This window comes from Brevundimonas sp. (assembly GCF_035626975.1).
GTDB lineage: Bacteria > Pseudomonadota > Alphaproteobacteria > Caulobacterales > Caulobacteraceae > Brevundimonas.
Genome location: NZ_DASPMQ010000039.1, coordinates 85,341 through 108,544 on the forward strand (window position 1 = coordinate 85,341; position 23,204 = coordinate 108,544).

Sequence of the window (23,204 nt, forward strand, 5' to 3'; positions counted from 1 at the left end):
CCGTGACCGACATTCTCATGCCGGCGCTGTCGCCCACGATGGAAGAGGGCACGCTGACCAAATGGCACATCAAGGCGGGCGACACCGTGTCGGCCGGCCAGGTGATCGCCGAGATCGAGACCGACAAGGCCACGATGGAAGTCGAGGCCGTCGACGAGGGCGAGGTGCTTGAAATCCTCGTCGCCGAAGGCTCGGAGAACGTGAAGGTCAACACGCCGATCGCGCGTCTCGCCGGCGAGGACGGCGCGGCCGCTCCGACGCCGAAGGCCGACGCCGCTCCGGCCGCTGCGCCTGAAGCGACCTCGGACAAGTCGGGCGAGCCCGAGAAGAAGGACGTCACCGCCGCCGGCCCGAAGGTCGAGCTGCGCGACCCGGAAATCCCGGCCGGCGCCAAGCTGGTCAAGACGACCATCCGCGACGCCCTCCGCGACGCCATGGCCGAGGAGATGCGCCGCGACGAGGGCGTCTTCCTGATCGGCGAGGAGGTCGCCCAGTACCAGGGGGCCTACAAGGTCAGCCGCGAACTGCTGCAGGAGTTCGGCGACCAGCGCGTGGTCGACACCCCGATCACCGAGCACGGCTTCGCCGGCCTCGGCGTCGGCGCGGCCATGGCGGGGCTGAAGCCGATCGTCGAGTTCATGACCTTCAACTTCGCCATGCAGGCCATCGACCACATCATCAATTCGGCGGCCAAGACGCTCTACATGTCGGGCGGACAGATCCGCGCCAGCATCGTCTTCCGCGGACCCAACGGCGCCGCCAGCCGCGTCGGCGCCCAGCACAGCCAGGACTATTCGGCCTGGTACGCCCAGGTGCCCGGCCTGAAGGTCATCGCGCCCTATGACGCGGCCGACGCCAAGGGCCTGATGAAGTCGGCGATCCGCGATCCCAACCCCGTCGTCTTCCTCGAGCACGAGATGATGTACGGGCTGGAGTTCGACGTTCCGGACGTTGAGGACTATCTCGTGCCGATCGGCAAGGCCAAGGTTCGCCGCGAGGGGACCGACGTCACCATCACCGCCCACAGCCGCATGGTCGGCTTCGCCCTGCAGGCCGCCGAGAAGCTGGCGGAAGAGGGAATCTCCTGCGAGGTCGTCGACCTGCGCACCCTGCGTCCGCTGGACCACGAGACGATCGTCGAGAGCGTCAGGAAGACGAGCCGCCTGGTCTCGGCCGAGGAAGGCTGGGGCCCCATGGGCGTCGGGGCCGAGGTCGTGGCCCGGGTCATCGAGCACGCCTTCGATTATCTCGACGCGCCGCCGCTGCGGGTCCACCAGGAAGACGTGCCGCTGCCCTACGCCGCCAATCTGGAAGCCCTGTCGCTGCCGGGCGTGGACAAGATCATCAAGGCTGTGAAGCAGGTGATGGCATGACCGCCCAGGCGCTGCCGATTCCGGAAGAGATCCCCCCCGCCGGCGGCGAGGGCGTCACCGAACTGGCCCGCGTGTGGTGGAATGCGACCCAGCCAGCCATGATGATCCGTCCGGGGCTCCGCGATCCGGAGCTTATGGGAAGCGTTCTGGCCGAACTGGCGTGGCATTTCTCCCGCGCGTACGAGGGATCCCACGGAATGGACCAGGCGGAGACGCTGAAGGCCATCGTCAAGGGCTGGAACGACGCCCACGTCCGCGCCAAGGGGCTGAAGGCGCCGCCGCTGATGCCGACCGTGACGATCGACAAGACCGAAGAGGCCTGAGGCCATGACCGACATCCTGATGCCCGCCCTGTCGCCCACCATGGAAGAAGGCGTGCTGGCCAAATGGCAGGTCAAGGTCGGCGACGTGGTCAAGGCTGGCGACGTCATCGCCGAGATCGAGACCGACAAGGCGACCATGGAGGTCGAGGCCGTCGACGAGGGCGAGGTCACTGACATCCTTGTGGCCGAGGGCTCCGAAGGCGTGAAGGTCAACACCCCGATCGCTCGCCTCAAGGACGAGGGCGCCGCCGCCCCGGCTCCGAAGGTGGAAGCGCCGAAGGCCGAGGCGTCGACGACTGAGCCGACAAAAGCTGAACCGGCCAAGGCCGAGCCCGCCAGGGTCGAGGCGCCGAAGGCCACGCCGGCAAAGGCTGACGGCGAACGCATCTTCGCCTCGCCGCTGGCGCGTCGCATCGCGGCCCAGGCGGGCGTCGACCTGAAATCCCTCAAGGGCACCGGGCCACACGGCCGTATCGTCAAACGCGACGTCGAAGCGGCGGGCAAGGGCGGCGCCCAACCCGCAGCTGCCGCCAGTCCGCCGACCGAAGCGCGCAAGGTGCAGTCGCTGGCCCAGATGGGCATCCCCGACGGCACCTACGACCTCGTGCCGCTGGACGGCATGCGCAAGGCTATCGCCCGGCGCATGACCGAAAGCTTCCGCGACGTGCCGCATTTCCCGCTGACCATCGACTGCGAGATCGACGGCTTGCTGGCCGCGCGGACCAGGGTCAACGCCCTGCTGGAGAAGGATGGGGTCAAGGTTTCGGTCAATGACTTCGTCATCAAGGCCTCGGCCATGGCCCTGAAGGCCGTGCCGGACGCCAACGCCAGCTACTCGCCCGAGGGGCTGGCCCTGCACCACAGCGCCGACGTGGCCATGGCCGTGGCCATCGAGGGCGGACTGATCACCCCGATCATCCGCAAGGCCGAGACCAAGACCCTGTCGCAGATCGCGACCGAGTCCAAGGATCTCGCCAAGCGCGCCCGCGACCGCAAGCTGAAGCCCGAGGAGTTCCAGGGCGGCACCTTCAGCGTGTCCAACCTCGGCATGTTCGGCATCAAGTCGTTCGCCTCGATCATCAACGAGCCGCAGGGCGCGATCATGAGCGTCGGGGCAGGGGAGCAGCGCCCGGTCGTCAAGAACGGGCAACTGGCCGTCGCGACCATCATGTCGGTCACCCTGACATGCGATCACCGGGTCGTAGATGGCGCCACCGGCGCAAAATTCCTGCAGGTCTTCAAGGCGATGATCGAAGATCCTGTGACGATGCTGGCGTAAGGAAGAGACCGTGGCTGAATTCGACCTGATCGTGATCGGCTCCGGCCCCGGCGGCTATGTCGCGGCGATCCGCGCCTCGCAGCTGGGCCTGAAGACGGCCATCGTCGAACGCGAGGCGCTGGGCGGCATCTGCCTGAACTGGGGCTGCATCCCGACCAAGGCGCTGCTCAAGTCGGGCGAGAAGTACGAGAGCCTGTCGCACCTGAAGGACTACGGCCTGTCGGCCGGGAACGTCGGTTTCGATTTTGACGCCATCATCCAGCGCTCGCGCGGGGTGGCCGCCCAGATGAACAAGGGCGTCGCCTTCCTGATGAAGAAGCACAAGGTCGAGGTGATCGAGGGCTCGGCGAAGCTCGAAAAGGGCAAGGACGCGCCGAAAGTGGTTATCGCCCTGAAGGCCGGCGGGTCGCGCACGGTCGAGGCGAAGACCGTCATGCTGGCGGTTGGGGCCCGCGCCAAGGCCATCCCGCAGATCGGCCTGGAGGCCGACGGCGACCGCATCTGGGCCTATCGCGAAGCCATGGCGCCGAAGAAGATGCCGACCTCTATCGTGGTCATCGGGTCGGGCGCCATCGGCGTTGAATTCGGCAGCTTCTACAGAGCTTTGGGTGCGGAAGTTACGATCGTGGAAGCGGTCGACCGGATCATGCCGGTCGAGGACGAGGAGGTCTCCAAGGCCGCCCAGAAGGCCTTCGAGAAACGCGGCATGAAGTTCCGCACCGGCTGCAAGGTCACCAGGGTGTCGAAGGCCGGGAAGGGTGTGCAGGTCGCTATCGAGGCCGGCGGGAAGGCCGAGACCCTGGAGGCCGAGGTGTGTATCTCGGCGGTCGGCATCACCGCCAACACCGACGGCATCGGCCTTGAGGCGCTGGGCGTGGCCATGGACCGAGGCCACATCACTATCGACGGCCACTGCCAGACGAACGTGAAGGGCCTCTACGCCATCGGCGACTGCGCCGGCGCACCCTGGCTGGCGCATAAGGCCTCGCACGAAGGCATCCACGCCGCCGAGCACATCGCCGCCTTCAAGACACCCAATGTCCATTCGCCTATCGCCGGCTGCACCTACGCCCAGCCGCAGGTCGCTTCGGTCGGGATCACCGAGCAGGGGGCCCGCGAGGCGAAGCGCGAGGTCAAGATCGGCCGCTTCCCGTTCCGGGTGAACGGCAAGGCGGTGGCCGCCGGCGAGATCGAGGGCTTCGTCAAGACCATCTTCGACGCGAAGACCGGCGCCCTGATCGGCGCCCACATGATCGGGGCCGAGGTCACCGAGATGATCCAGGGCTATGTCACCGCCATCGCCATGGAGGCGACGGAAGAGGACATCCACGGGATCGTCTATCCGCATCCGACAATGTCGGAGGCGATGCACGAGGCCGCGCTCGACGCCTACGGGCGGGTTCTGCACATCTGAGGCGACCGCTGGTCGTCGGGTTCAGCGCTTCTTGCCGAGCTCGGCGGCGATGTCCTTGACCATGCGGCCTGCCTTGCGGTGGGCGGCGGTGATCTGGTCGCGGGTGACGCCCCAGCGCTTCATCCAGTATTCGACGGCCTGACGTTCCGACAGGTCCAGACGGTCCTTGTCGATGAAGCCGCGCTTGTCTTTCAGGCCCGCCATGGTCTCTCCTTGTCCGGAAGACGCCTAGCGCGAGGGGAGCGGATTGGCGAGGCCCCGGATGCCGGTCCGATTTGCGCCTAAGATATATTATGCGAAATCAAGGACGGCCCGAGCCTAAGGCCTGGCGCGCTCAATCACCGTGGCGGAAACCGCATAAACGCGGGATGGCTGGTCGGTCTTGATCGCAGCTCGGCGGGTGAAAAGTAGCAAGCGGCCATCTCGCGTGACGCTTGGCCCCATCTCCCAGCCGGTTGAATTGACTTCGGGCCCCAAGTTTTCTGGCTCCGACCACCCACCATCCGTCGACCTGAAGGCGACGTAGAGGTCATGCTCACCGAAGCCGCCCGGTCTGTCGGAATGGAAAACCAGATACGATCCGTCCGCGGCGATGAACGGGTCGGAATCGTTGCTGATGTCGAGGTTCACAGGAGCGCCGAGCCGTTCGATGTGGGTGTAGTCCCCGGTTGCAGTCGGTCGAGCGCAATAGATATCCGCCTTCCCGTCGTGCCGGCCGCGCTCGGAGGCGAAATAGATGGTGCCGTCGTCTGCAAGGGTCGGATGCCATTCGCTCGATCGAGAATTGAGTGGTGGTGGCAGCCGCCTGGGTTCTCCCCACTCGGCGCCCAGGCGGTCGGCGACGTAAATGTCGGTTTCACCGGACTGAACGATTCCCGCAGATCCCGCCATTCCAGTCTCGTCCGACCTGCCGCCTGCGCGAGCAGAGACGAAATAGAGATGGCGCCCGTCGCGACTTATGAAGGGTTCGCCTCCATCCTTCCCGGGGCCCCAAACGATCGGAAGTGGTTCGAACGATGACCAGAGTCCGTTTCGGCGAACGGAACGGAGAATCCCGCGGTAATTCCAGTCGGCATCCGCGACCGAGAGATAGTATTCTCGACCGTCGGGCGCGAAGGCTGAATATTGATCGAAGCGCGTGGGATCGAGAAGCTCTGGTGCTGGTGAAAAAACTGAGACGGTGCGCTCGTCACTCTTGACTTGCCCATGAGAACAGCCCGCGGCCACAGCAAAGACAGACGCGAAAGCAATGACACCGCAGCGCTTCATTCAGCCCTCCCCTACGCGTGCCCCGGATCATACTACTTGAGATGCGGGGCGGGCAAACTTGGTTGCTCGTATGAGATGTCGTCCGCAGTGGGTTGAAAGATGCGGTATGGGCCACGCTAAAGGTTTCTGGATGAGTGGCTGTGCCCCGGGTCATGTTGGAGTGTCGGGGTTTCTGGTGTGGTGCGGCGTCCCGATCGCCCTTTCCAGAGCCTGAAGCAAGGTCTGGACCTCCTCCGGCGCAGGAGTCGGACCGTATCGCGCCCGGTCGTCGACCACAGCGGCGGCTTCGCTGACCTCCGGATAACCGAATGATCCGGCCGATCCGGCGAGCTGGTGGGCGATGGGCCCCAGATCAGGATCGTCCGATTCCAGGCGCCTGAGCCGTTCCAGATCGGTCCGGCACCGCTCGATGAACAAGGCCCGCAGCAGCTCAAGCGGATCGGTCATCAGAATGATCCTCCAGCAAAGCACGCACTTGCTGTCCCAAGGTCATGGGATCGAACGGTTTTATGACAACTCCCACGGCTCCCAACGCCATCAGGCGCGCCACCTCGTGGTCCTGCGTCTGCGCCGTCATGAAGATGATGGGCGTGTCCCGGTGCGCGGGGAGTTCGCGCACCCCGGCCAGTACGGCGGGGCCGTCCATGTCAGGCATCATGACATCCAGCAGGATGAGGTCCGGCTGCAGTCCCTCCCCCAGCGCTTCCAGGGCCTCGACGCCGGATGCGGCGGACCGGACCTCCCCGTCGCCGGTCAGGGTGAAGGCGAGCGCGGTGAGAGCCCGGATGTTCTCGTCGTCGTCCACGTGAAGGATGCAGAATCCTGCCATCGTCGTTACTCCGGAAGTCCCAGCGGAACCTCGAACCAGAACGTCGACCCCTGGCCGGGCACGCTCTCCACCCCGACCTTTCCCCCCATGAGTTCGACCAGTTCCCGCGAGATCGCCAGGCCCAGGCCCGTGCCGCCGAAGCGACGGCTGGTCGACTGGTCCGCCTGGACGAACCGCTCGAACAGGAGTTTGGCGGCCTCAGGCTCCACGCCCACGCCGGTGTCCGAAACGGCGATGCGGACCTGGGTCCGGTTTTCCGGAAGGGGGGTGGCGCCGACCGTGACGCTGACGCCGCCGCGCCCGGTGAATTTCGCGGCGTTGCCGAGGAAGTTCAGCAGAATCTGCCGCAAGCGCCCCGGATCGCCGATCATGGTCGGAGGCACGGCTTCGGCGACGTCCTGGGAGTACCAGAGCCCCTTCTCCTCGATCTGGCCGAGGATGATCTCCCCCGCTTCCTTGAGCACGGTCCGTATATCGAACGGCCGCTGCTCGAGACTGACGGCCCCCGCCTCCAGCTTCGAATAGTCGAGGATGTCGTTTATCACCGTCAGCAGAATCTCCCCCGCAAGGTTGATCCGGTCCGCGCACTGGCGCTCGACCGGTCCCAGCTCCCGAGCCTGCAGTATCCGGGAAAAGCCGATGACGCTGGTCAGCGGCGTCCTCAATTCGTGGCTCATGTTCGAGAGGAACCGGGACTTGGCGTCGGACGCAGCCTCCGCCCGGTCCCGCGCCTCGCGCAGCTCTTCCTCCAGATGGCGCCGCTCAGAGATGTCGCGGATCACCGCGATGATCTCGACCGTCGCGCCGGCCTCGTCGATCACGGACTGGAAGCTGGTTTCGACCCACACCGAGGTCCCGTCCTTGCGGAGCGCGCGCTGCTGCAGCGTGCATCGGCGCAGTCCAGCCGACAGCTTCCGGAACGCCTTGAGCAGCTCGAGGCGGTCGTCGGGATGCACGAAATCCTGCGCCGGCCGACCGGCCATCTCCCCCGGCCTGTACCCGAGGAGCGACTTCACCGCCGGAGAGATGTAGCTGCTGCGGCCATCCGGGCGGAGCCGGGTCACGACATCATCCATATGGGTGGCGAGCAGCCGATACCGCGCCTCGCTGCGCCGCAGGTGGTCCATGGCCGTGTGGCGCTCGGTGATATCCTGCACCACCCCGAACACCGCATCGACCCGACCGTCCCTGTCCAGTTGCCGCAGCGCGCTGGCCACGACCCGCCGGCGCTCCCCGTCCGGACGGACAATGGTCGCCTCAAACTCCTCCTCGCTGCCGTCCTCGATCACCCTTCGCATCATGGCGTCGCGCTCGGCGCGATCCTCCGGGGTGTAGACGGCTGAAACCGCCTCGCGCGACAACGGCTGGTCGGGAGGAAAGCCGTAGATGCGATAGACCTCGTCGGACCAGGTGACCTCGCCCGTGTCGACTTGCAGGCGCCAGTGCCCGACGCGGGAGACGGCTTCGACCAACTCCAGCAGGCGCCGCTTTTCCCCGGCCTCGTGCCGTTCGCCGGTCAGCTCGATCTGTTCGATCACGAGGTCGGCGAGTTCGCGCAGCCGCTGCGCGTCAGCTTCGCTGAAGGTCCTCGGGACCCTGTCCTTGATGCAGAGGGTTCCGATGTTGTGGCCTGAGGAGGTCGTCAGAACGGCCCCGGCATAGAAACGCACCCCGCCGGGGGCCGTCACCATGGGATTGTCGGCGAAGCGCGGGTCTTTCGAGGCGTCAGGCACGATCATGACCCCATGGGGCGGCGACTGGATCGCGCGACTGCAGAAGGCGTCCTCCCGCCGGGTCTCCACAAGGTCCATACCCTGACGGGATTTGAACCACTGCCGGTCCCCATCGACCAGTGACACCAGAGCCGTCGGCACACCGAAGAGGCTGGCCGTCAGTCGGGTCAGGCGGTCGAACCGCGGCTCCGGCGGCGTGTCGAGAATCCGGAGCGCCCTCACCGCTTCAAGCCGCGCGCGCTCCGCTTCGCTTGATGATCCGGCGGCGGTCACGCGACCTTCCCCTTCACAGGCGCGGCGGCGGGCGCGAAGCCCCTGCGCGTCATGGTCCCCCATGACTGGCTACGGCGCAGATACTGCCAGATGCCGCGCAGCCGCCACAGGTTGTTGAGCTGCCGGTAGCCGAAATTCTCCAGCACCGCGACGAGGGTCAGGAGCACCAGATCCCGTGCGCGCGGGAACCGCCGCAGTTCGGATTCCTCAAGCGCCAGCGCACCCACCGAGATGACGATGCCGAAGGTGAAACTGACCGCGACAAAGGCCAGCACGTATTCGGCCGAGAGAACCCCTGACAGCCAGAACATCGGGATCAGCAGGTAACCGAGCAACTCCACCACAGGCCCCAGGACATCAACCAGAAGGATATAGCCAAAGCCGACCAGGGCCACCCGGCCGTATCTCGGCTTGAACAGAACGTCCCAATGCCGCTCGAAGGTTTCGAGCGCGCCTCGATGCCAGCGGGCCCGTTGCCGGCCAAGTACGCCGAAGTCCTCCGGAACCTCCGTCCAGCAGACCGGCTCGGGGACGAAGGAGATCCTGTACGGCAGGCGCTTGTCGCGCATGAGGCGATGAAGCTTGACCACCAGCTCCATGTCCTCGCCCACCGTGCCGTGGGTGTAGCCGCCCGCCTCGATGACCCGGGCCCGGCGGAACAGGCCAAACGCGCCGGATATGATGGTCAGGGCGTTGATCCGGCTCCAGGCGAGGCGCGCCATCAGGAAGGCGCGCAGGTATTCGACCGTCTGCAGCAGGGCCAGCACGTTACGGGGCAGGCCTACGTCGAGCACCCGTCCCTGAGCAATCCGGCAGCCGTTGGCGACCCGCACCGTCCCCCCGACCGCCACCGTCCGCTCGGGATCCTCCACAAAAGGGCGCACCGCGCGCAGCAGGGCGTCCGGCTCCAGCAGGGAATCGGCGTCCATCGAGCAGAAGATCGGCGCGCGCGAGACATTGATGCCGGCGTTGAGTGCGTCCGCCTTGCCGCCGTTCTCCTTGTCGACCACGATCAGGCGCGGCTGGTGGGCGGCGCCGTAGACACCCCGGATCGGGCGGTGCGTGATGGCCAGTTCATAGTGGCGTTGGATCGGCCGCAGCTCGAAGGTGTCGATCAGGACCTCAAGTGTCGCATCACTCGAGCCGTCATTGATCACGATGACCTCGAAGCTCGGATACTGCAGCGAGAGCAGCGACTGGATGCTTTCGGCGATGGTCATCGCCTCGTTGTAGGCGGGCGCCAGCAAGGCGATCGGCGGAGCCGCGTCGGCGTACCGCCGCCACAACAGGCCGCTTGAGGCCGTTGGAGGCGTCTCGATCAGGGCTGCGGCGGCCAGCGCCAGCTGCACCAGATAGACCAAATTCTGCAGCAGGCCGACGGTGATCACGAACAGCGCGAGGATCGCCGCCCCGTCATGCAGGATTTCGGCGATCGGCGGCATCACACCGCTTCCACAGCCAGCCCGCGCTCGGCCAGAACCATCGAGGCGGTTCGTCGGGACAGATCGCCGCCAAAAGCGGCCCGGGCGCGCAGACGATCCTGCCCCTCCTGACCGAGGCCGGCCAGCGCCTCGCCGGCCCTGAACCGCACCCACCACACAGGATCATCGAGCTGCGCCTCCAGCTGGGGCATGGCGGAGCGCAGGCCGATGCGGCCCGCAGCCTCGCAGGATGCCGCCCGCACGACCCAGACGCCGTCCGCAAGACCGGCCAGGATCGTCGGCTCGGCCGCCGGGTGCCCCAGCGCCGCCAGCCCGCGGATGGCGGCGATGCGCAACTCGACGTCGGGCGCCCGCGCGGCGATGCAGAGAGGCTGCAGCATCCTGTAGTCGCCGCTGGCGCCGAGCGCCTCCGCAAGGATCACCCGTGCTTCGCCGGTGACCTGCGGATCGCCGAACGCCTTCAGGGCCGTCATCGGGTCGTCGGCGACCAGCCGCGCGATCAGCGGCAGATAGAGCAGCGAGTCAGAGGCCCTGCGGCCGCCAAGGTCGGCCAGCACCTCCCGCAGGGCGGGCGGGGCGCCGATTTCGATCAGGGACCGCATCAGACCGACGCGGAGCTCTCCCACGCGCGCGCGCCTCAGCGCCCGGCGCAAGGCCACGCAGGTGCGCTCTCCCGGAAACACGGACAGGGCCTCGGCCGCGACGACCCGTCCGGCGATCGAACCGAGCGACAGACGGCGGCAGAAGATGTCGTCGACCCGGAAGGCGGTCAGCGCCGAGATCAGCCGCTCCCGCTCGCCGCCCCGCACGAGGGCGATCACCTCGAGCAGCGCCTCGGCCATAAGCCGGGCGCGGCCTTTCACATCCCTAAGACGGCCCACGGCGTCGCCCGAGCCGCTCATGATGTCGAGGAAGGCCTGCTGGATCAGGCGCATGTCGTGGCGCCGCCGGTTCTCGCCTCCTTCCCGCAGCACGCGCGCGACCACCAGACTGGACATCCAGATCAGCGCCACGGCCGCGAGGACGACCGAAGCCGACCATATCAGCAGCAGCGCGCTCATCAGAACCGCCAGCCCAGCCCCAGCGACAGCTCCTCACGGTCGTAGGCGTCCCGGTCCTCGGACAGCAGGCCGATCCGGAGCGTGAGACGGTCCGTGACGCCCAGATCGGCGCCCAGGTTCCCGGCCTTCACGTCGACGGTCGCCCCTTCCGAAGACTCCGGTGCGTCCGCATAGCCCGCCCGGAGTGCGACCCGGTCGGTCGCCTGCCATCGGGCGAGGGCCGAATAGCCGCTGCGGTGGACGCCGTTCTCGTCCCGGACGTTGATCCATCGGGCCGACAGTTGAATCCGGTCCCCAGGCAGGGTCGCCCGGAGGCCGGGATGCAGGCCGATCACCGTTCCGGTCGGGTATCGCGCCGCCGAGGCGTCCAGAGTGGCGTCGATCCGGGGCGCCAGCCGCGCGTGCCCGCCCACGGCGAACGCGATCTCCGGGCGATAATCCGCGTCCGGAGCCCCGCCCAGGGCCAGATAGAGGCCGCCGCCGTCGAACGCCCGGTCCATCCGGGCTTCGAGGTAGACGTCCGTATTGTCGAAACGCTCGGTGATCTCGACCGCCGCCCCCGCGCTCCAGCCGTCCCCCAACCGGCGGGAGAGCGACACGCGCGCCTCGGTCCAGTCCGGGAGGCCGCCGGAAAGGCGGCTCCTCGCCGCTCCAACGTCCAGACGCCATGGCGGAGACGGTTCAAGGGACGCCTGCAGCGCGCTGACTTCGGCGTCCCCCGGCGCCAGGCGGGCGGCTTCGGAGGCGGCGAGGCGGGCCGCCGGCAGGTCGTGGCGCCGTTGCCGGATACGCGCGAGGCCGACCCAGGCGTCCACATACGTCGGCGCGCGCCGGGTCACCTCGACAAGGGCGGCCTCCGCCTCGTCGAGGCGCCCGAGCGCCAGAAGCGCCAGGCCCAGGTTGACCCTTGCGTCGACGTCATCCGGCCGGACGGCAAGGACCTGTTCGAGTTTGGGGACGGCCTCGGCCGGGCGTCCCGCGAGGCGGTCGGCCACCGCGGACCGGTAGAGGTTTTGCGGATCGACCTGGACGACGGCCGCGGGCTCAGGCGGGACGACGATCACGGCTCCCCTCCTCCGCCGGTTTCCCCATCTGCAGCAGACGCCTGACCCGGTGGCCGAGTTCGTCGGGAATGAACGGCTTGACCAGATAGTCTGCCGCGCCGAGCTGAAGAGCCCCGACGATGTCCTGTTCGCGCTTGAGCGCGGTCAGCATGATCACCGGGGCATCCGACAACCCGCCCCCCTTCAGGCGGCGCAACACCTCGAAGCCGTCCATGACGGGCATCAGGGCGTCGAGAACGATCAGATCCGGTTGCTGCTGCGCGACAGCCTCGAGCGCCTGGCTTCCGTTTTCCGCCGTCGCCACCTCATACCCGTCGGCGGTGAGCCTGTGCACGAGCAGGGCGCGTAGCAGCGGATCGTCGTCAGCAATCAGTATTCGGCTTGCGCTCATTGGGGCCACGGACCTCCGCTAGCGCCCCCGAACAACCTTATCCGGCAGGTGCACTGAAAGAACTCCTACGGACGGCGAAGTTTCCGCCGCGCAGCGCCTCATCTCAGCGTCCAATGGCGCCGGGGAGCCTCCGATCCGCTTCGCACAGCGACCAGATATCCGCGGTTCAGGATCGGTTGGACCGCCCTTGCAGCCGGGCTGTCAGGCTCGAGGTGTCCCAGCGCGCGCCGCCCATGGCCTGCACCTCGGAATAGAACTGGTCGACCAGGGCCGTAAGCGCCAGATGGGCGCCGTTGGAGCGGGCCTCGTCGAGCACCAGGCCCAGATCCTTGCGCATCCAGTCGACCGCAAAGCCGAACTCGAACTGGCCGGCCGCCGCGGTCTTCCAGCGGTTGTCCATCTGCCAGGACTGCGCCGCGCCCCTCGATACGGCGTCATAGACCGCGTCGGTGTCCAGACCGGCGGCCTGGGCGAAGTGAACCGCCTCGGCCAGGCCCTGGACCACGCCGGCGATGGCGATCTGGTTGACCATCTTGGTCAACTGGCCGCTGCCTGACGGCCCCATGTGTTTGACCGCCTTGGCGTAATGCATGAGCACCGGCTCGATCCGCGCGAGGCCCGCCGCGTCGCCGCCAGCCATGATGCTGAGCTGGCCGTTCTCGGCCCCGGCCTGACCGCCGGAGACGGGGGCGTCGATGAAGACAGCGCCCTGCCCCGACGCCAGATCGGCCATCTCGCGGGCCACCTTCGCCGAGGTCGTGGTGTGGTCGGCGATGACCGCTCCCTTGTTCAGCGACGGCAGCGCCGCCGCGGCCACGGCGCGGACGTCGTCGTCATTGCCGACGCACAGGATGAACAGGTCGGCGCCGGTGGCGGCTTCCCCGATCGTCGCGGCGAACCGGCCGCCCGCCGCTTCGGCCCAGGCCCGCGCCTTGTCCGGCGAGCGATTGTAGCCGGCGACATCATGCCCGGCCGTGACCAGATGCCGCGCCATCGGGCCGCCCATGACGCCCAGGCCGGCGAAGCCGATCTTCATGTCCTGATCCTCAAGTCTGCGGTTCGGTCGCGGTCCCGTAGCGGCCGCGGTAGTAGGTCAGGGCGTCGCCGGGACGGGTCTCGAAGCCCTGGACCTCGCCGACGATGGTCAGATGGTCGCCCATGACGATGCGCTCGCGGGCCACGCAGTCCAGACGCGTCAGGGCGTTCTTGAGCCGCGGGGGTTCGGAGCTGGAGCTGTCGAACTCGTCGGACGACAGCCGGCAGATGCCCCAGGCGAAGCGATCGGACATCTCGCGATCCTCGACCGGCAGCATGTGCACGGCGAAGCGTTCGGCCTTGGCGAAGGCGTCATGCCGCCACGAGGCGCGGTCGAGACACCACAGGATCAGCGGGGGGCGGAGCGAGACCGAGGTGAAGGAGTTGACCGTGATGCCGAACGGCCCCTCGTCGGTGTGGGCCGTGACCACGCACACGCCGGTCGCGAAGCCGCCGAGGGCCCGTCGATAGGCGGTGACATCGAGTTCGTCGGCGGCTGAAGGATCCACATCGAACGACTAGGCGAGGCCCCGGGGTCGGGCAAGGCAGGATTCTGTATCGCGTGCGTGGTGAGCGGTTATCGCAAACGGGTTCTTAACGCCGACTGCCGACTCTGGGCCGAACGCAAGCGTCTCGCGAGTCTCCCGATGTCCATGAGCGATCGTCCGATCCTCATCAAGAAGGTCAAGAAGGTCATCGGCGGCGGCCACCATGGCGGCGCGTGGAAAGTGGCCTATGCGGACTTCGTGACCGCCATGATGGCCTTCTTCCTGCTGATGTGGCTGATCAACACGACGGATCCGGAGCAGAAGCGCGGCATCGCCGAATATTTCGCCCCGGCCAGCGTGTCGGCGACGACTTCGGGCTCGGGCGGCATCCTCGGCGGGACCTCGCTGGGCGACGACGGCGCCAAGGGCTCGGGCGCGCAGTCGGTCATCAGCCAGCTGGCGCCCGAGGCGCCGCCGGACGCGCCGCAGGACGTGGGGCAGAAACAGAACCTCGCGGCGGCGAGCGAAGAGGCGCTGCGCGAGGAGATCGCCCGCCGCGAGGCCGCCGAATTCGCCTCCGCGGCCGAATCCCTGCGCCAGGCCATGCAGTCGATGCCCGAACTGGCCGAACTGTCCAAGCAACTGATCATCGACCAGACCCCCGAGGGCCTGCGCATCCAGCTGGTCGACCAGGAGGGCCGCTCGATGTTCGAGCAGAACTCGGCCCGGCCCAACCCGCGCGCCCAGCTGCTGCTGCGGGCCATCTCGCGGGTGATCAACCAGCTGCCGAACCGCATCTCCGTGACCGGCCACACCTCGGCCGCGCCGGGCTCGAACCGCGCCACGGGGCCGAACGACTGGACCCTGTCGGCGGCGCGGGCCGACGCCTCGCGGCTGATCCTGCAGGGCGCCGGCGTGGACGCCGACCGCGTCTACCAGATCTCGGGCAAGGCGGGATCGGACCCTTTGTATCCGGACGATCCCACGCTGGCCGGCAACCGGCGGATCGCCATCGTGCTGCTGCGCGAGGCCCCGGTCCTGCCGACGGACACCAGCCTGTGACCGCCCGCCCGCCGCTCAGGCGCCGGGCGAATGGGCTTGCCGTGCGGCCCGGCGCGGGGCCAAATCAGGGGATGCAGCAACGGGCGCCAAACTGTCGTCGGAATTGGGTGGGGAGCTGTCGCCCGTGACCCAGTTCGTACCCACGCGTCAGCTTCGCTTCTACATGACCTCGGTGGCCCCCTGCCCTTACCTGCCGGGCCAGACCGAGCGGAAGGTGTTCGCCAACCTGCCGTTCAGCGAAGGGGCGCACGTCAACGACGAACTGACCCAGGCCGGATTCCGGCGCAGCCAGAACATCGCCTACCGCCCGGCCTGCGAGGGCTGCGACGCCTGCGTCTCGGTGCGGCTGCCGGTTCCCGAGTTCAGCTTCTCAAGGTCCGAGCGCAAGGTGCTGAAGCGCAACGCCGATCTGACCCGTGACCTGGTCGAGGCCGAGGCGACGATGGAGCAGTTCGACCTGCTGCGGCGCTATCTGCATGGTCGCCACGCGGGCGGGGGCATGAGCTCCATGGGCTGGCTCGACTATGTGGCGATGGTCGAGGATACGGCCGTCCGGACCCACCTGATCGAGTACCGCCTGCCCTCCCCCGCCGACGGGCCGGGCGATCTGGTCGGGGTCTGCCTGACCGACCTGCTCTCGGACGGGCTGTCGATGGTCTACAGCTTCTTCGATCCGGCGCTGGAGGCGCGCAGCCTGGGGCGGTTCGCCATTCTGGACCACGTCAGGCAGGCGGCGACGGTAGGGCTGCCGTTCGTCTACCTGGGCTACTGGGTCCGGGGCTCGAAGAAGATGGACTACAAGGCCGGGTTCCGGCCGCTGGAGCAGCTGACCCGGCTGGGCTGGGAGCGGCTTCCCTAACCCGCCATCGGCACCGAGGTGTCCCAGGCCGAGGGCGCCTCGCCCGACCAGGGCCCGGGGTCCCGGCCCCCGCCGAACCTCACCAGGGCGTCGATCCGTTTCTGGATCGGCGGATGGCTGGCGAACAGGCCTTCGAGGCCGACGCCGTCGGGCTGGTTGTCGAGGAACAGCTGCTGCACCTCGTCAGGCCCCTTGATCGAGGAGCGGCCCTCGATCTTGCGCAGGGCCGAGATCATGGCGTCGGGGTTCTTGGTCAGTTCGACCGCGCCGGCGTCGGCGACGAACTCGCGGCTGCGCGACAGCATCATGCGGATGACGAAGGCCAGCACGAAGCCGATCACGGCGAAGGCCAGGCCGATCAGGATCAGCGGCATGGCGTTCTTGTTGTCGCGCCGGCCGCCGCCGCGCGAATAGAGCAGGCCCCGGAAGACCAGTTCGGCGATGACGCTGATGATGCCGGCGAAGATCGAGGCGATCACCATGGTCCGCACGTCCTTGTTGATCACGTGGGTCAGCTCGTGGGCCAGCACCGCCTCCACCTCGTCGCGGTTGAGGGTGTTGACCAGCCCCCGGGTGACGGTGACGCTGTAGCGGCCCTCGTGCAGGCCGGTGGCGAAGGCGTTGAGGCTGTCGGTCTCGATCATGCGCAGCGCGGGGGTGCGCAGACCGCGCGAGATGGCGAGGTTTTCCAGCAGGTTGTAGAGCTCGGGCTCGGTCTTCCGCTCGATTTTGCGGGCCCCGGTCATGACGTCGATCATGGCCTGGCTGCCGAAGTAGGAGATGGCGAACCAGATGCCGGCGATGACGAAGGCCGTCGGCACGGTCCAGCCCAGCCATGACGCCGCCAGGGCCATGTCGTCGCCCAGGCCCTTGCCGGTCCCGGGCAGGAAGCCGAATCCCATCAGGATCAGCTGGACACCGTACAGGATGCCGATCATCAGCACCGGGAAGGCGGCGAGCAGCAGGATCGACCGCGTGTTGTTCGCCCAGATGTGGGTCTGAAGCCCGACGGCGCCCATGGATCAGGCCTGGAAGCTCACCGTGGGCGGCGCGGCGCTCATCGCGGCCCGGTCGGCCTCGCCGAGGTCGAAGAACGGCTTGTCATGCCCGAAGCCGACCATGCCGGCGAACAGCACGGTGGGGAACTGGCGGCGCACGGCGTTGAACTCGCTGACGGCGTTGTTGAAGAAGCGGCGGGCGGCGGCCAGCTTGTTCTCGATGTCCGACAGCTCGGACTGGAGCTGCTGGAAATTGGTGTTGGCCTTGAGGTCCGGATAGGCCTCGGCGACGGCGAACAGCCGGCCCAGGGCGCCGGTCAGCATGTTCTCGGCCTGGACCTTGTCGTTGACCGAGGTGGCGCCGGCGGCGGCGGCGCGCGCCTGGGTGACGGCGTCGAGGGTGCCGCGCTCGTGCGTGGCGTAGCCCTTCACCGTCTCGACCAGGTTGGGGATCAGATCCTGGCGCTGCTTCAGCTGGACGTCGATGTCGGCGAATGACTGGTCGGCCCGCTGGTCCAGCGCGACCAGCTTGTTGTAGCCGCCGACGACGAGGAACAGCACGACGGCGACGATGACGCCGATGACGATCAGGGTCGTGAGCATGTCGATCTCCAATCCCGGCCGGGCTCCGGCCACGGTTGAATATGGGGCCGGCGCGGGTCTGCGGATAGTGAAATCCGCGCAACCCCGTTCCCACCGTCACCCTCGGGCTTGACCCGAGGGTCAGAGGCGAAGCCAGGCTGTACGATCGGGATGGTCCGACGACCGATCCGCAAGCGCCCATCGACGAGCACCGGACCGTCTGATCCTCGGGTCAAGCCCGAGGATGACGACCCTGGGGACTCACCGGAACTTTCTCAGCCCGCGCGGACCCTGCCGCCCCGCTCCGGCGCGCTTGCCGAGCCAGTCCTTCCAGTCGGGCCAGTTACGGCGGCGGCCGCCGCCGTCGACCCATTCCGGGCCGTGGGCGCCGTCGAAGACCGCGACGTCGGCGAGGCCGCCCTGTTTGTAGGACTGCAGTTTGACGCCCTTGCCGCGGCCCATCTCGGGCAGTTCAGCGAGCGGGAAGATCAGCGCCTTGATGTTGTCGCCGACCACAGCGACGTGGTCGCCGGTCACGCGCAGGGCGGCGGCCATCTCGCCGTTCAGCACCTGTTTGCCGCCGCGCTTCTGGGCCAGAAGCTCGTCCTCGGGGGCGATGAAGCCGTAGCCGGCCTTTGACGCCACCAGCAGCCTGCCGCCGGGCTGGTGGGCCAGCAGGCTGACGATGTCGGCCTTCTCGTCGAGGTCGATCATCAGGCGCAGCGGCTCGCCGTGGCCGCGGCCGGAGGCCAGCTTGTCGGCGCCGACGGTGAAGATCCGGCCGTCGGAGGCCGCGACCAGCAGCTTGTCCGTGGTGTAGCCCGGGACCAGGAAGGCGAGGCTGTCGCCTTCCTTGAACTTCAGCTCGGACGGATCGTCGACCTTGCCCTTCGCGGCGCGGATCCAGCCGCGCTCGGACAGGATGACGGTGATGGCCTCGCGCGGGATGAAGGCCTCGATCGAGGCGATGGCGGAGCTGTCGACGGCTTCGGCGATGGTCGTACGCCGCGGCGAGACCAGCGCCTTGCGGACGGCCTCGAGGTCCTTGCCGACCTGTTTCCACTGTTTGGCCGACGAGGACGACAGTGATTGCAGAGCCGCAAGTTCGTCGGCCAGAGTCTTGTATTCATTCTCGATCGTCATTTCCTCGATCCGCGCCAACTGGCGCAGTCGGGTGTCGAGGATGAAGTCGGCCTGGAGTTCGGACAGGCCGAAGCGCGCGATCAGAACGGCCTTGGGCTGCTCTTCCTCGCGGACGATGCGGATGACCTCGTCGAGGTTGAGGAAGACGATCCGCAGGCCTTCCAGCAGGTGCAGCCGCTTCTCGACCCGCTCGATGCGCCAGTTGGCGCGGCGGACCAGCACCTCGCGACGGTGGTCGAGGAAGGCCTGCAGACAGGCCTTGAGCCCCATGACGCGCGGCGTGCCGGTGGCGTCCAGCACGTTCATGTTGATCGGGAAGCGGACCTCCAGGTCGGAGAGCCTGAACAGGCTCTCCATCAGCACCTCGGGCTCGATGGTGCGCGATTTGGGCTCCAGCACCAGCCGGATGTCCTCGGCCGACTCGTCGCGAACATCGCCGAGCAGCGGGGCCTTCTTGTTCTCGATCAGGTCGGCGAGGTCCGAGATCAGTTTGGACTTCTGAACCTGGTACGGCATCTCGGTGACGACGATGCGCCAGACGCCGCGGCCCAGATCCTCGGTCTCCCAGCGGGCCCGCAGGCGCACGCCGCCGCGCCCGGTCTCGTAAGCGTCGAGGATCGAGGCGTGGCCCTCGACGGCGACGCCGCCGGTCGGGAAGTCGGGGCCCGGAACAATCGTGGCCAGTTCTTCGGTCGTGGCGTCGGGGCGATCCAGCAGGACATGGCAGGCGTCGATCAGCTCGCCGACGTTGTGCGGGGGGATCGAGGTGGCCATGCCGACGGCGATGCCCGACGAACCGTTGGCCAGCAGGTTGGGGAAGCCGGCGGGCAGGACGACCGGCTCCTCGTCCTGATCGTCATAGGTGGCTTTGAAATCGACCGAGTCCTGGTCGATGCCCTCCATCAGCAGGACGGCCGCGGGCGTCAGCTTGCACTCGGTGTAGCGCATGGCCGCGGCGTTATCGCCGTCGATGTTGCCGAAATTGCCCTGGCCGTCGACCAGCGGATAGCGCTGCGAGAAGTCCTGGGCGAGGCGGACCAGGGCGTCGTAGATCGAGGCGTCGCCGTGCGGGTGGTAGCCCCCCATGACCTCGCCGACGACCTTGGCGCATTTGCGCGCCGCCGCCTGCGGGTTCAGCCGCATCTGGTGCATGGCGTACATGATGCGCCGGTGCACCGGCTTGAAGCCGTCGCGCACGTCCGGCAGGGCCCGGTTGGTGATGGTCGAGAGCGCATAGGCGAGATAGCGGCGCGACAGCGCCTCGCTCATGGGTTCGTCGACGATGCGGCCGCCTTCCGGCGGCGGGGTGTGAACGGTCATGGGGTCCGAATCGGCAATCTGAGCCCCCGAGTCTAGCGGTTGGGGTCGAAGTGGCCGCGAATTTCGTCGGCCACTTCGGCCACTTCGGCCAAATCAGCCGCCTCTTCCACAGCTTCGTCGTCAACCCAGCCCTGCGGATCCATCATCTGGGCCCGCATCTGGTCGGCGGGGGTGAAGGGATCATGGCCGACGTCGTGGCGATCGCCGACCTGTCCCGCCAGCCGGGCCACACGCAGCCAGGCGGCCGCTTCGGCCGCGCCCCCAAGGGCGGCGGTTTCCGCAGCTCTGCGAAAGGCGAAGCCGCCGAGGCCGGCGGCGCTCGGCACGAACAGGAGCTCGTACATGTCCTCGCCGTTCAGGTTTTCTATGGCGGCGAGTTCCGGCCGCTCGCGAAGGTCGGCCCGGAGCCGGTCGCGGAGCCGGTTGTAGAGCCCGGGAGCGTCCTCCCGGGACCAATTTTGCGCGAGCGCCCGGCGGCGAACGGTGCGGACGGCGAGGCCGTAGCGCTCGGCGACGATGGCGGCCGGCGTCCCGGCGACATAGTCGCGGCGGGCGGCCTCCCAGGTTTCGGCGGAGCGGCGGGTGTGGGGTGGATGAGGGTGCAGTGTCATCCGCCTATCGTAAGGCGGCTGGAAGGGGCGCCATGAATATAACGCTGACGCGGGTTCCGGGCGTTGATTTCAAAGGTGTTTTCGGCGGGTAATATGAAGGCAGGACATTACAGCCGACCGATCAGAACAGGGGACGACCGCGCGTCAGCCTGTGGGCAAGCATGATTCCGACGCCGGCGCCGGCCAGTCCTCCGACGCCCAGCCCAACCAGACCCCAGATAGCCATCGTCAATCCCTGCCCGTCGCCGCCGCTGCCCGGGTAGGGATAGAGCAGCCACGCTCCGAACAGTCCCGCGGCTGCGAGCGCGAAGGCCACGCCCACCGAGCAGACGGCGATGCTCGCCAGATAGACCGCGATGACCCGAGTCGGCCGGAACAGGGCCAGGAGGCCGCAGACGCCGACGCCCGCCAAGCCGAACATGAGCGTCATCCGCCGACCCTCGCGGAAACCCGCAGGGCTGTCAAAACCGCCAGCCTCTGGGAAGCTTGTCGATCGTCAGGGCCTGCCCGCCACCAGATCGTCCAGCCGGATCGCCTGTTCCAGCCGCACCGCGCCGGAGACGTCGCGGATCTCGGCCAGGACGGTCGGGCGGGCGGCGTCCCAGGCGATCGTCAGCAGACCGAAATTCTGGTCGCGGAAGGCCTCGCCCACCCGTCGCGCATTGGGCGGCAGCACGGGCCAGACCTCGGTCAGGCCGGACGAGGCGATGTCCCACAGCGGATAGGGCGTGTTGACGTCCAGCCGCGAGATCTCGGCGTAGTGGGTGTCGCCCGACAGACAGATCAGGCGGTCGGCCCGGCGCTCGCGGATGGCGGCGATCAGCCGCTGGTGGTCCCGGGCGAAGTTGATCCAGCCTTCCCAGCCGGGGAAATCGGCCACCACCTGCAGGCTGGAGCCGAACAGGCGAAGATCGGCCGGGACCGACAGCTGCTCCTCCAGCCACCGCCACTGGGTCTCGCCGAGCTGGGTGGCGACATCCTCGGGATTGCGGGCGTAGGGGCCGGGCGTGGACAGGCCTTCGGCGGCGCGGTGCTCGACCCAGGCGTCGTAGTCCTGATCGCCCAGCTCCAGCGACAGCAGCGGGGTGCGGTTCCAGCGCAGGTCGGGCAGGATGACCTGGACCCGGCGCCCCGGGGGGCCGAAGACGTGGGACGTATAGATGCCGTCGCGGGTCCGGCGCGGACTGTCGGCGGCCTCGCCGAAGAAGTCGAGGAACTGGCGGCGCGACTCCTCCTTCATCGGATAGTCCACGCCGGCGTCGTTCTCGCCGTAGTCGTGGTCGTCCCAGATGGCGAGGATGGGCACGGTGGCCTTCAGGCGCTGGAAGCCGGGCTGGGCGGCCAGGGCCGCGTATTTGCGGCGCATGACCTCCGGGTCCCGGGTATCGAGATAGACGTTGTCGCCGAGCAGAATGAACAGGTCCGGCCGGGCCGCCAGCACCGCGTCCCAGATCGGCTGCGGCTTGTCGCCGTCCGCGCAGGACCCGAAGGCGATGCGGGTCAGGGTCCGGTCCGACCGGGGGTGGGGGTCCGCCCGGGCGGCCACCGCGCCGGCGAGGCTCGCGACGGCGGTTCCGGCGACCAGACCGCGTCTGGATATCGAGGTCATCGCATGCTCCAGGGGCCGTCGGCGGATGACGGGTTCTAGCGGTTGCGAGGGCGGACTCAAAGGCGGTCGCCTGGAGTCGCATCCAACCGTCCCCGTCAGCCTCGGGCTCGACCCGAGGATCAGACGTGGGACGGGGCTGTGCGACGGAGACGGCCCTGTGAACGTGACCGCATCTGGTTCCACCGAGCACCGGACGGTCTGATCCTCGGGTCGAGCCCGAGGATGACGACGGAGGGAGGGTGAAGGCCGCCCGCGCCGTGGAGGATGTGTCCGGACCCTAGAGCCGTCCCGCCTCGGCCAGCTTGTCGATCATCCACACCCGCGCCGGCGGGATCGGCCTGTTCTGCGGGTGGAAGACGAACTGTTCGAGGAAATGGCCGGTCAGGGCGAGGCCCGCGCCGACGTCGCCCTCGCCCAGCCCCGCCTGGGCGCCGAGCATGAAGGGCGGCAGGTTCAGCAGCTTGTCGGCATAGGGCGCGCCCGCGTCGCGGCTGACGGCGCGGCCGGTGCGCGGACTGACCCAGACCAGGTCGTCCATGGTCCCGGTCACGGCGCAGCGCGACAGGTCGAGGCCGAAGCCGAGGTCCTCTAGCAGGCCCGCCTCGAAGCGCACGAAGATGGCCGGCCAGACGTCCGGCAGGGCGAAGGCGGCCATCAGGGCCTCGAAGGCGAGAAAGGCGCCGGGATGCGGTTCACGCTCGGGCAGCGCCCCCTGGGCCACCGAGGCGGCGGCGGCCAGGCCGGTCAGGGCCAGCGGGTCGTCGAACAGGGCGCTGGGTCCCTCCCCCACCGGCTCAAGCCGGGCCGAGCCCAGGTGGTCCGAGGTGCGGGCGCGGTAGTCGGCGACGACCCGGGCCCCGGCCTGCAGGAAGGGCTTCATCTTGCGCGAGGCCCCGCCGGCGACATAGGCGGCGCGCCGGCCGTGTTCCGCCGTCAGCAGTTCGACCACCACGCCGGTGTCGCCGTGCGCCCGGGCGGAGAGGACGAAGGCGTCGTCGGTGAAATCCATCGCCTCCGTTAGCCCGGACGGCGGGAGTTGGCCATAC

24 protein-coding genes are annotated in these 23,204 nt (G+C 68.1%); 6 read left to right on the forward strand and 18 right to left on the reverse strand.

The genetic code is table 11. The annotated features are described in order from the left end of the window. Positions 1-2: 2 nt before the first annotated feature. From VEB62_RS10575 to lpdA, 4 genes are read left to right on the forward strand one after another with little or no spacing between them, the layout of a single operon-like run. Positions 3-1,373, forward strand: a complete 1,371-nt coding sequence (locus VEB62_RS10575) for a pyruvate dehydrogenase complex E1 component subunit beta (protein WP_324799080.1) — start codon at positions 3-5, stop codon at positions 1,371-1,373. Further along, positions 1,370-1,696, forward strand: a complete 327-nt coding sequence (locus VEB62_RS10580) for a DUF5076 domain-containing protein (protein ID WP_324799083.1) — start codon at positions 1,370-1,372, stop codon at positions 1,694-1,696. The genes VEB62_RS10575 and VEB62_RS10580 overlap by 4 nt, the downstream gene beginning before the upstream one ends. 4 nt (positions 1,697-1,700) lie before the next feature. Beyond that, on the forward strand, positions 1,701-2,975 hold the full coding sequence (locus tag VEB62_RS10585) for a pyruvate dehydrogenase complex dihydrolipoamide acetyltransferase (protein ID WP_324799086.1): 1,275 nt from the start codon (positions 1,701-1,703) through the stop codon (positions 2,973-2,975). A gap of 10 nt (positions 2,976-2,985) precedes the next feature. Next, positions 2,986-4,389, forward strand: a complete 1,404-nt coding sequence (gene lpdA, locus VEB62_RS10590; protein ID WP_324799089.1) for a dihydrolipoyl dehydrogenase — start codon at positions 2,986-2,988, stop codon at positions 4,387-4,389. 21 nt (positions 4,390-4,410) lie between these two features. Here lpdA and VEB62_RS10595 read toward each other — a convergent pair whose 3' ends face one another. The 11 genes from VEB62_RS10595 to VEB62_RS10645 all read right to left on the reverse strand — a co-directional run bounded on the left by VEB62_RS10595 (position 4,411) and on the right by VEB62_RS10645 (position 13,995). Then, the gene (locus tag VEB62_RS10595; protein ID WP_013269402.1) at positions 4,411-4,593 is read right to left on the reverse strand and encodes a DUF3606 domain-containing protein; all 183 of its coding nucleotides are present in this window, start codon (positions 4,591-4,593) and stop codon (positions 4,411-4,413) included. Between the two features lie 114 nt (positions 4,594-4,707). Continuing rightward, positions 4,708-5,658 (reverse strand): TolB family protein, encoded by a 951-nt coding sequence (locus tag VEB62_RS10600; RefSeq protein ID WP_324799100.1) that lies wholly within the window; start codon positions 5,656-5,658, stop codon positions 4,708-4,710. 150 nt (positions 5,659-5,808) lie between these two features. Continuing rightward, positions 5,809-6,105, reverse strand: a complete 297-nt coding sequence (locus VEB62_RS10605; protein ID WP_324799101.1) for an Hpt domain-containing protein — start codon at positions 6,103-6,105, stop codon at positions 5,809-5,811. Next, positions 6,089-6,463, reverse strand: coding sequence for a response regulator (locus VEB62_RS10610; RefSeq protein ID WP_324799104.1), 375 nt, complete (start codon positions 6,461-6,463; stop codon positions 6,089-6,091). Before VEB62_RS10610 ends, VEB62_RS10605 begins: the two co-directional genes overlap by 17 nt. A gap of 29 nt (positions 6,464-6,492) precedes the next feature. Then, positions 6,493-8,493 (reverse strand): PAS domain S-box protein, encoded by a 2,001-nt coding sequence (locus VEB62_RS10615; protein ID WP_324799106.1) that lies wholly within the window; start codon positions 8,491-8,493, stop codon positions 6,493-6,495. Then, the gene (locus tag VEB62_RS10620; protein ID WP_324799109.1) at positions 8,490-9,935 is read right to left on the reverse strand and encodes a glycosyltransferase family 2 protein; all 1,446 of its coding nucleotides are present in this window, start codon (positions 9,933-9,935) and stop codon (positions 8,490-8,492) included. Before VEB62_RS10620 ends, VEB62_RS10615 begins: the two co-directional genes overlap by 4 nt. Then, the gene (locus VEB62_RS10625) at positions 9,935-10,996 is read right to left on the reverse strand and encodes a HEAT repeat domain-containing protein (RefSeq protein ID WP_324799112.1); all 1,062 of its coding nucleotides are present in this window, start codon (positions 10,994-10,996) and stop codon (positions 9,935-9,937) included. Before VEB62_RS10625 ends, VEB62_RS10620 begins: the two co-directional genes overlap by 1 nt. Beyond that, complete coding sequence (locus VEB62_RS10630) at positions 10,996-12,060, reverse strand: YaiO family outer membrane beta-barrel protein (RefSeq protein WP_324799114.1); 1,065 nt, start codon at positions 12,058-12,060, stop codon at positions 10,996-10,998. Before VEB62_RS10630 ends, VEB62_RS10625 begins: the two co-directional genes overlap by 1 nt. Next, the gene (locus VEB62_RS10635) at positions 12,041-12,451 is read right to left on the reverse strand and encodes a response regulator transcription factor (RefSeq protein WP_324799116.1); all 411 of its coding nucleotides are present in this window, start codon (positions 12,449-12,451) and stop codon (positions 12,041-12,043) included. Before VEB62_RS10635 ends, VEB62_RS10630 begins: the two co-directional genes overlap by 20 nt. A 166-nt stretch (positions 12,452-12,617) precedes the next feature. After that, entirely contained in the window at positions 12,618-13,487 is an 870-nt protein-coding gene (locus tag VEB62_RS10640) for an NAD(P)-dependent oxidoreductase (protein WP_324799119.1), read from the reverse strand. Positions 13,488-13,497: 10 nt separating this feature from the next. Next, complete coding sequence (locus VEB62_RS10645; protein ID WP_324799122.1) at positions 13,498-13,995, reverse strand: flavin reductase family protein; 498 nt, start codon at positions 13,993-13,995, stop codon at positions 13,498-13,500. Between the two features lie 138 nt (positions 13,996-14,133). On the opposite strand from VEB62_RS10645, the gene VEB62_RS10650 reads away from it, so the two are divergent. Both VEB62_RS10650 and VEB62_RS10655 read left to right on the forward strand, forming a co-directional pair. Continuing rightward, complete coding sequence (locus VEB62_RS10650) at positions 14,134-15,036, forward strand: flagellar motor protein MotB (RefSeq protein WP_324799124.1); 903 nt, start codon at positions 14,134-14,136, stop codon at positions 15,034-15,036. A 124-nt stretch (positions 15,037-15,160) separates the two neighbouring features. Further along, a complete protein-coding gene (locus VEB62_RS10655) occupies positions 15,161-15,895 on the forward strand; it encodes an arginyltransferase (RefSeq protein ID WP_414642026.1) in 735 nt (244 codons plus the stop codon). Here the strand turns inward: VEB62_RS10655 and VEB62_RS10660 are convergent. The 7 genes from VEB62_RS10660 to recO all read right to left on the reverse strand — a co-directional run bounded on the left by VEB62_RS10660 (position 15,892) and on the right by recO (position 23,167). Continuing rightward, the gene (locus tag VEB62_RS10660; RefSeq protein ID WP_414642028.1) at positions 15,892-16,914 is read right to left on the reverse strand and encodes a M48 family metallopeptidase; all 1,023 of its coding nucleotides are present in this window, start codon (positions 16,912-16,914) and stop codon (positions 15,892-15,894) included. The two genes, VEB62_RS10655 and VEB62_RS10660, sit on opposite strands and share 4 nt — an antisense overlap. A 3-nt stretch (positions 16,915-16,917) precedes the next feature. After that, on the reverse strand, positions 16,918-17,496 hold the full coding sequence (locus VEB62_RS10665; protein WP_324799127.1) for a LemA family protein: 579 nt from the start codon (positions 17,494-17,496) through the stop codon (positions 16,918-16,920). A 240-nt stretch (positions 17,497-17,736) separates the two neighbouring features. Further along, entirely contained in the window at positions 17,737-19,938 is a 2,202-nt protein-coding gene (gene parC, locus VEB62_RS10670) for a DNA topoisomerase IV subunit A (RefSeq protein WP_324799130.1), read from the reverse strand. Between the two features lie 32 nt (positions 19,939-19,970). Next, positions 19,971-20,549: a hypothetical protein gene (locus tag VEB62_RS10675; RefSeq protein ID WP_324799133.1), complete on the reverse strand. Its 579-nt coding sequence runs from the start codon at positions 20,547-20,549 to the stop codon at positions 19,971-19,973. A 121-nt stretch (positions 20,550-20,670) separates the two neighbouring features. Continuing rightward, a complete protein-coding gene (locus tag VEB62_RS10680) occupies positions 20,671-20,979 on the reverse strand; it encodes a hypothetical protein (RefSeq protein WP_324799136.1) in 309 nt (102 codons plus the stop codon). A 66-nt stretch (positions 20,980-21,045) separates the two neighbouring features. Continuing rightward, positions 21,046-22,158 carry an alkaline phosphatase D family protein gene (locus VEB62_RS10685; RefSeq protein ID WP_324799139.1) on the reverse strand — a complete coding sequence of 371 codons (1,113 nt, stop codon included), beginning with the start codon at positions 22,156-22,158 and terminating at the stop codon, positions 21,046-21,048. A gap of 277 nt (positions 22,159-22,435) precedes the next feature. Continuing rightward, positions 22,436-23,167, reverse strand: a complete 732-nt coding sequence (recO, locus tag VEB62_RS10690; protein ID WP_324799141.1) for a DNA repair protein RecO — start codon at positions 23,165-23,167, stop codon at positions 22,436-22,438. Between the last annotated feature and the right edge of the window lie 37 nt (positions 23,168-23,204).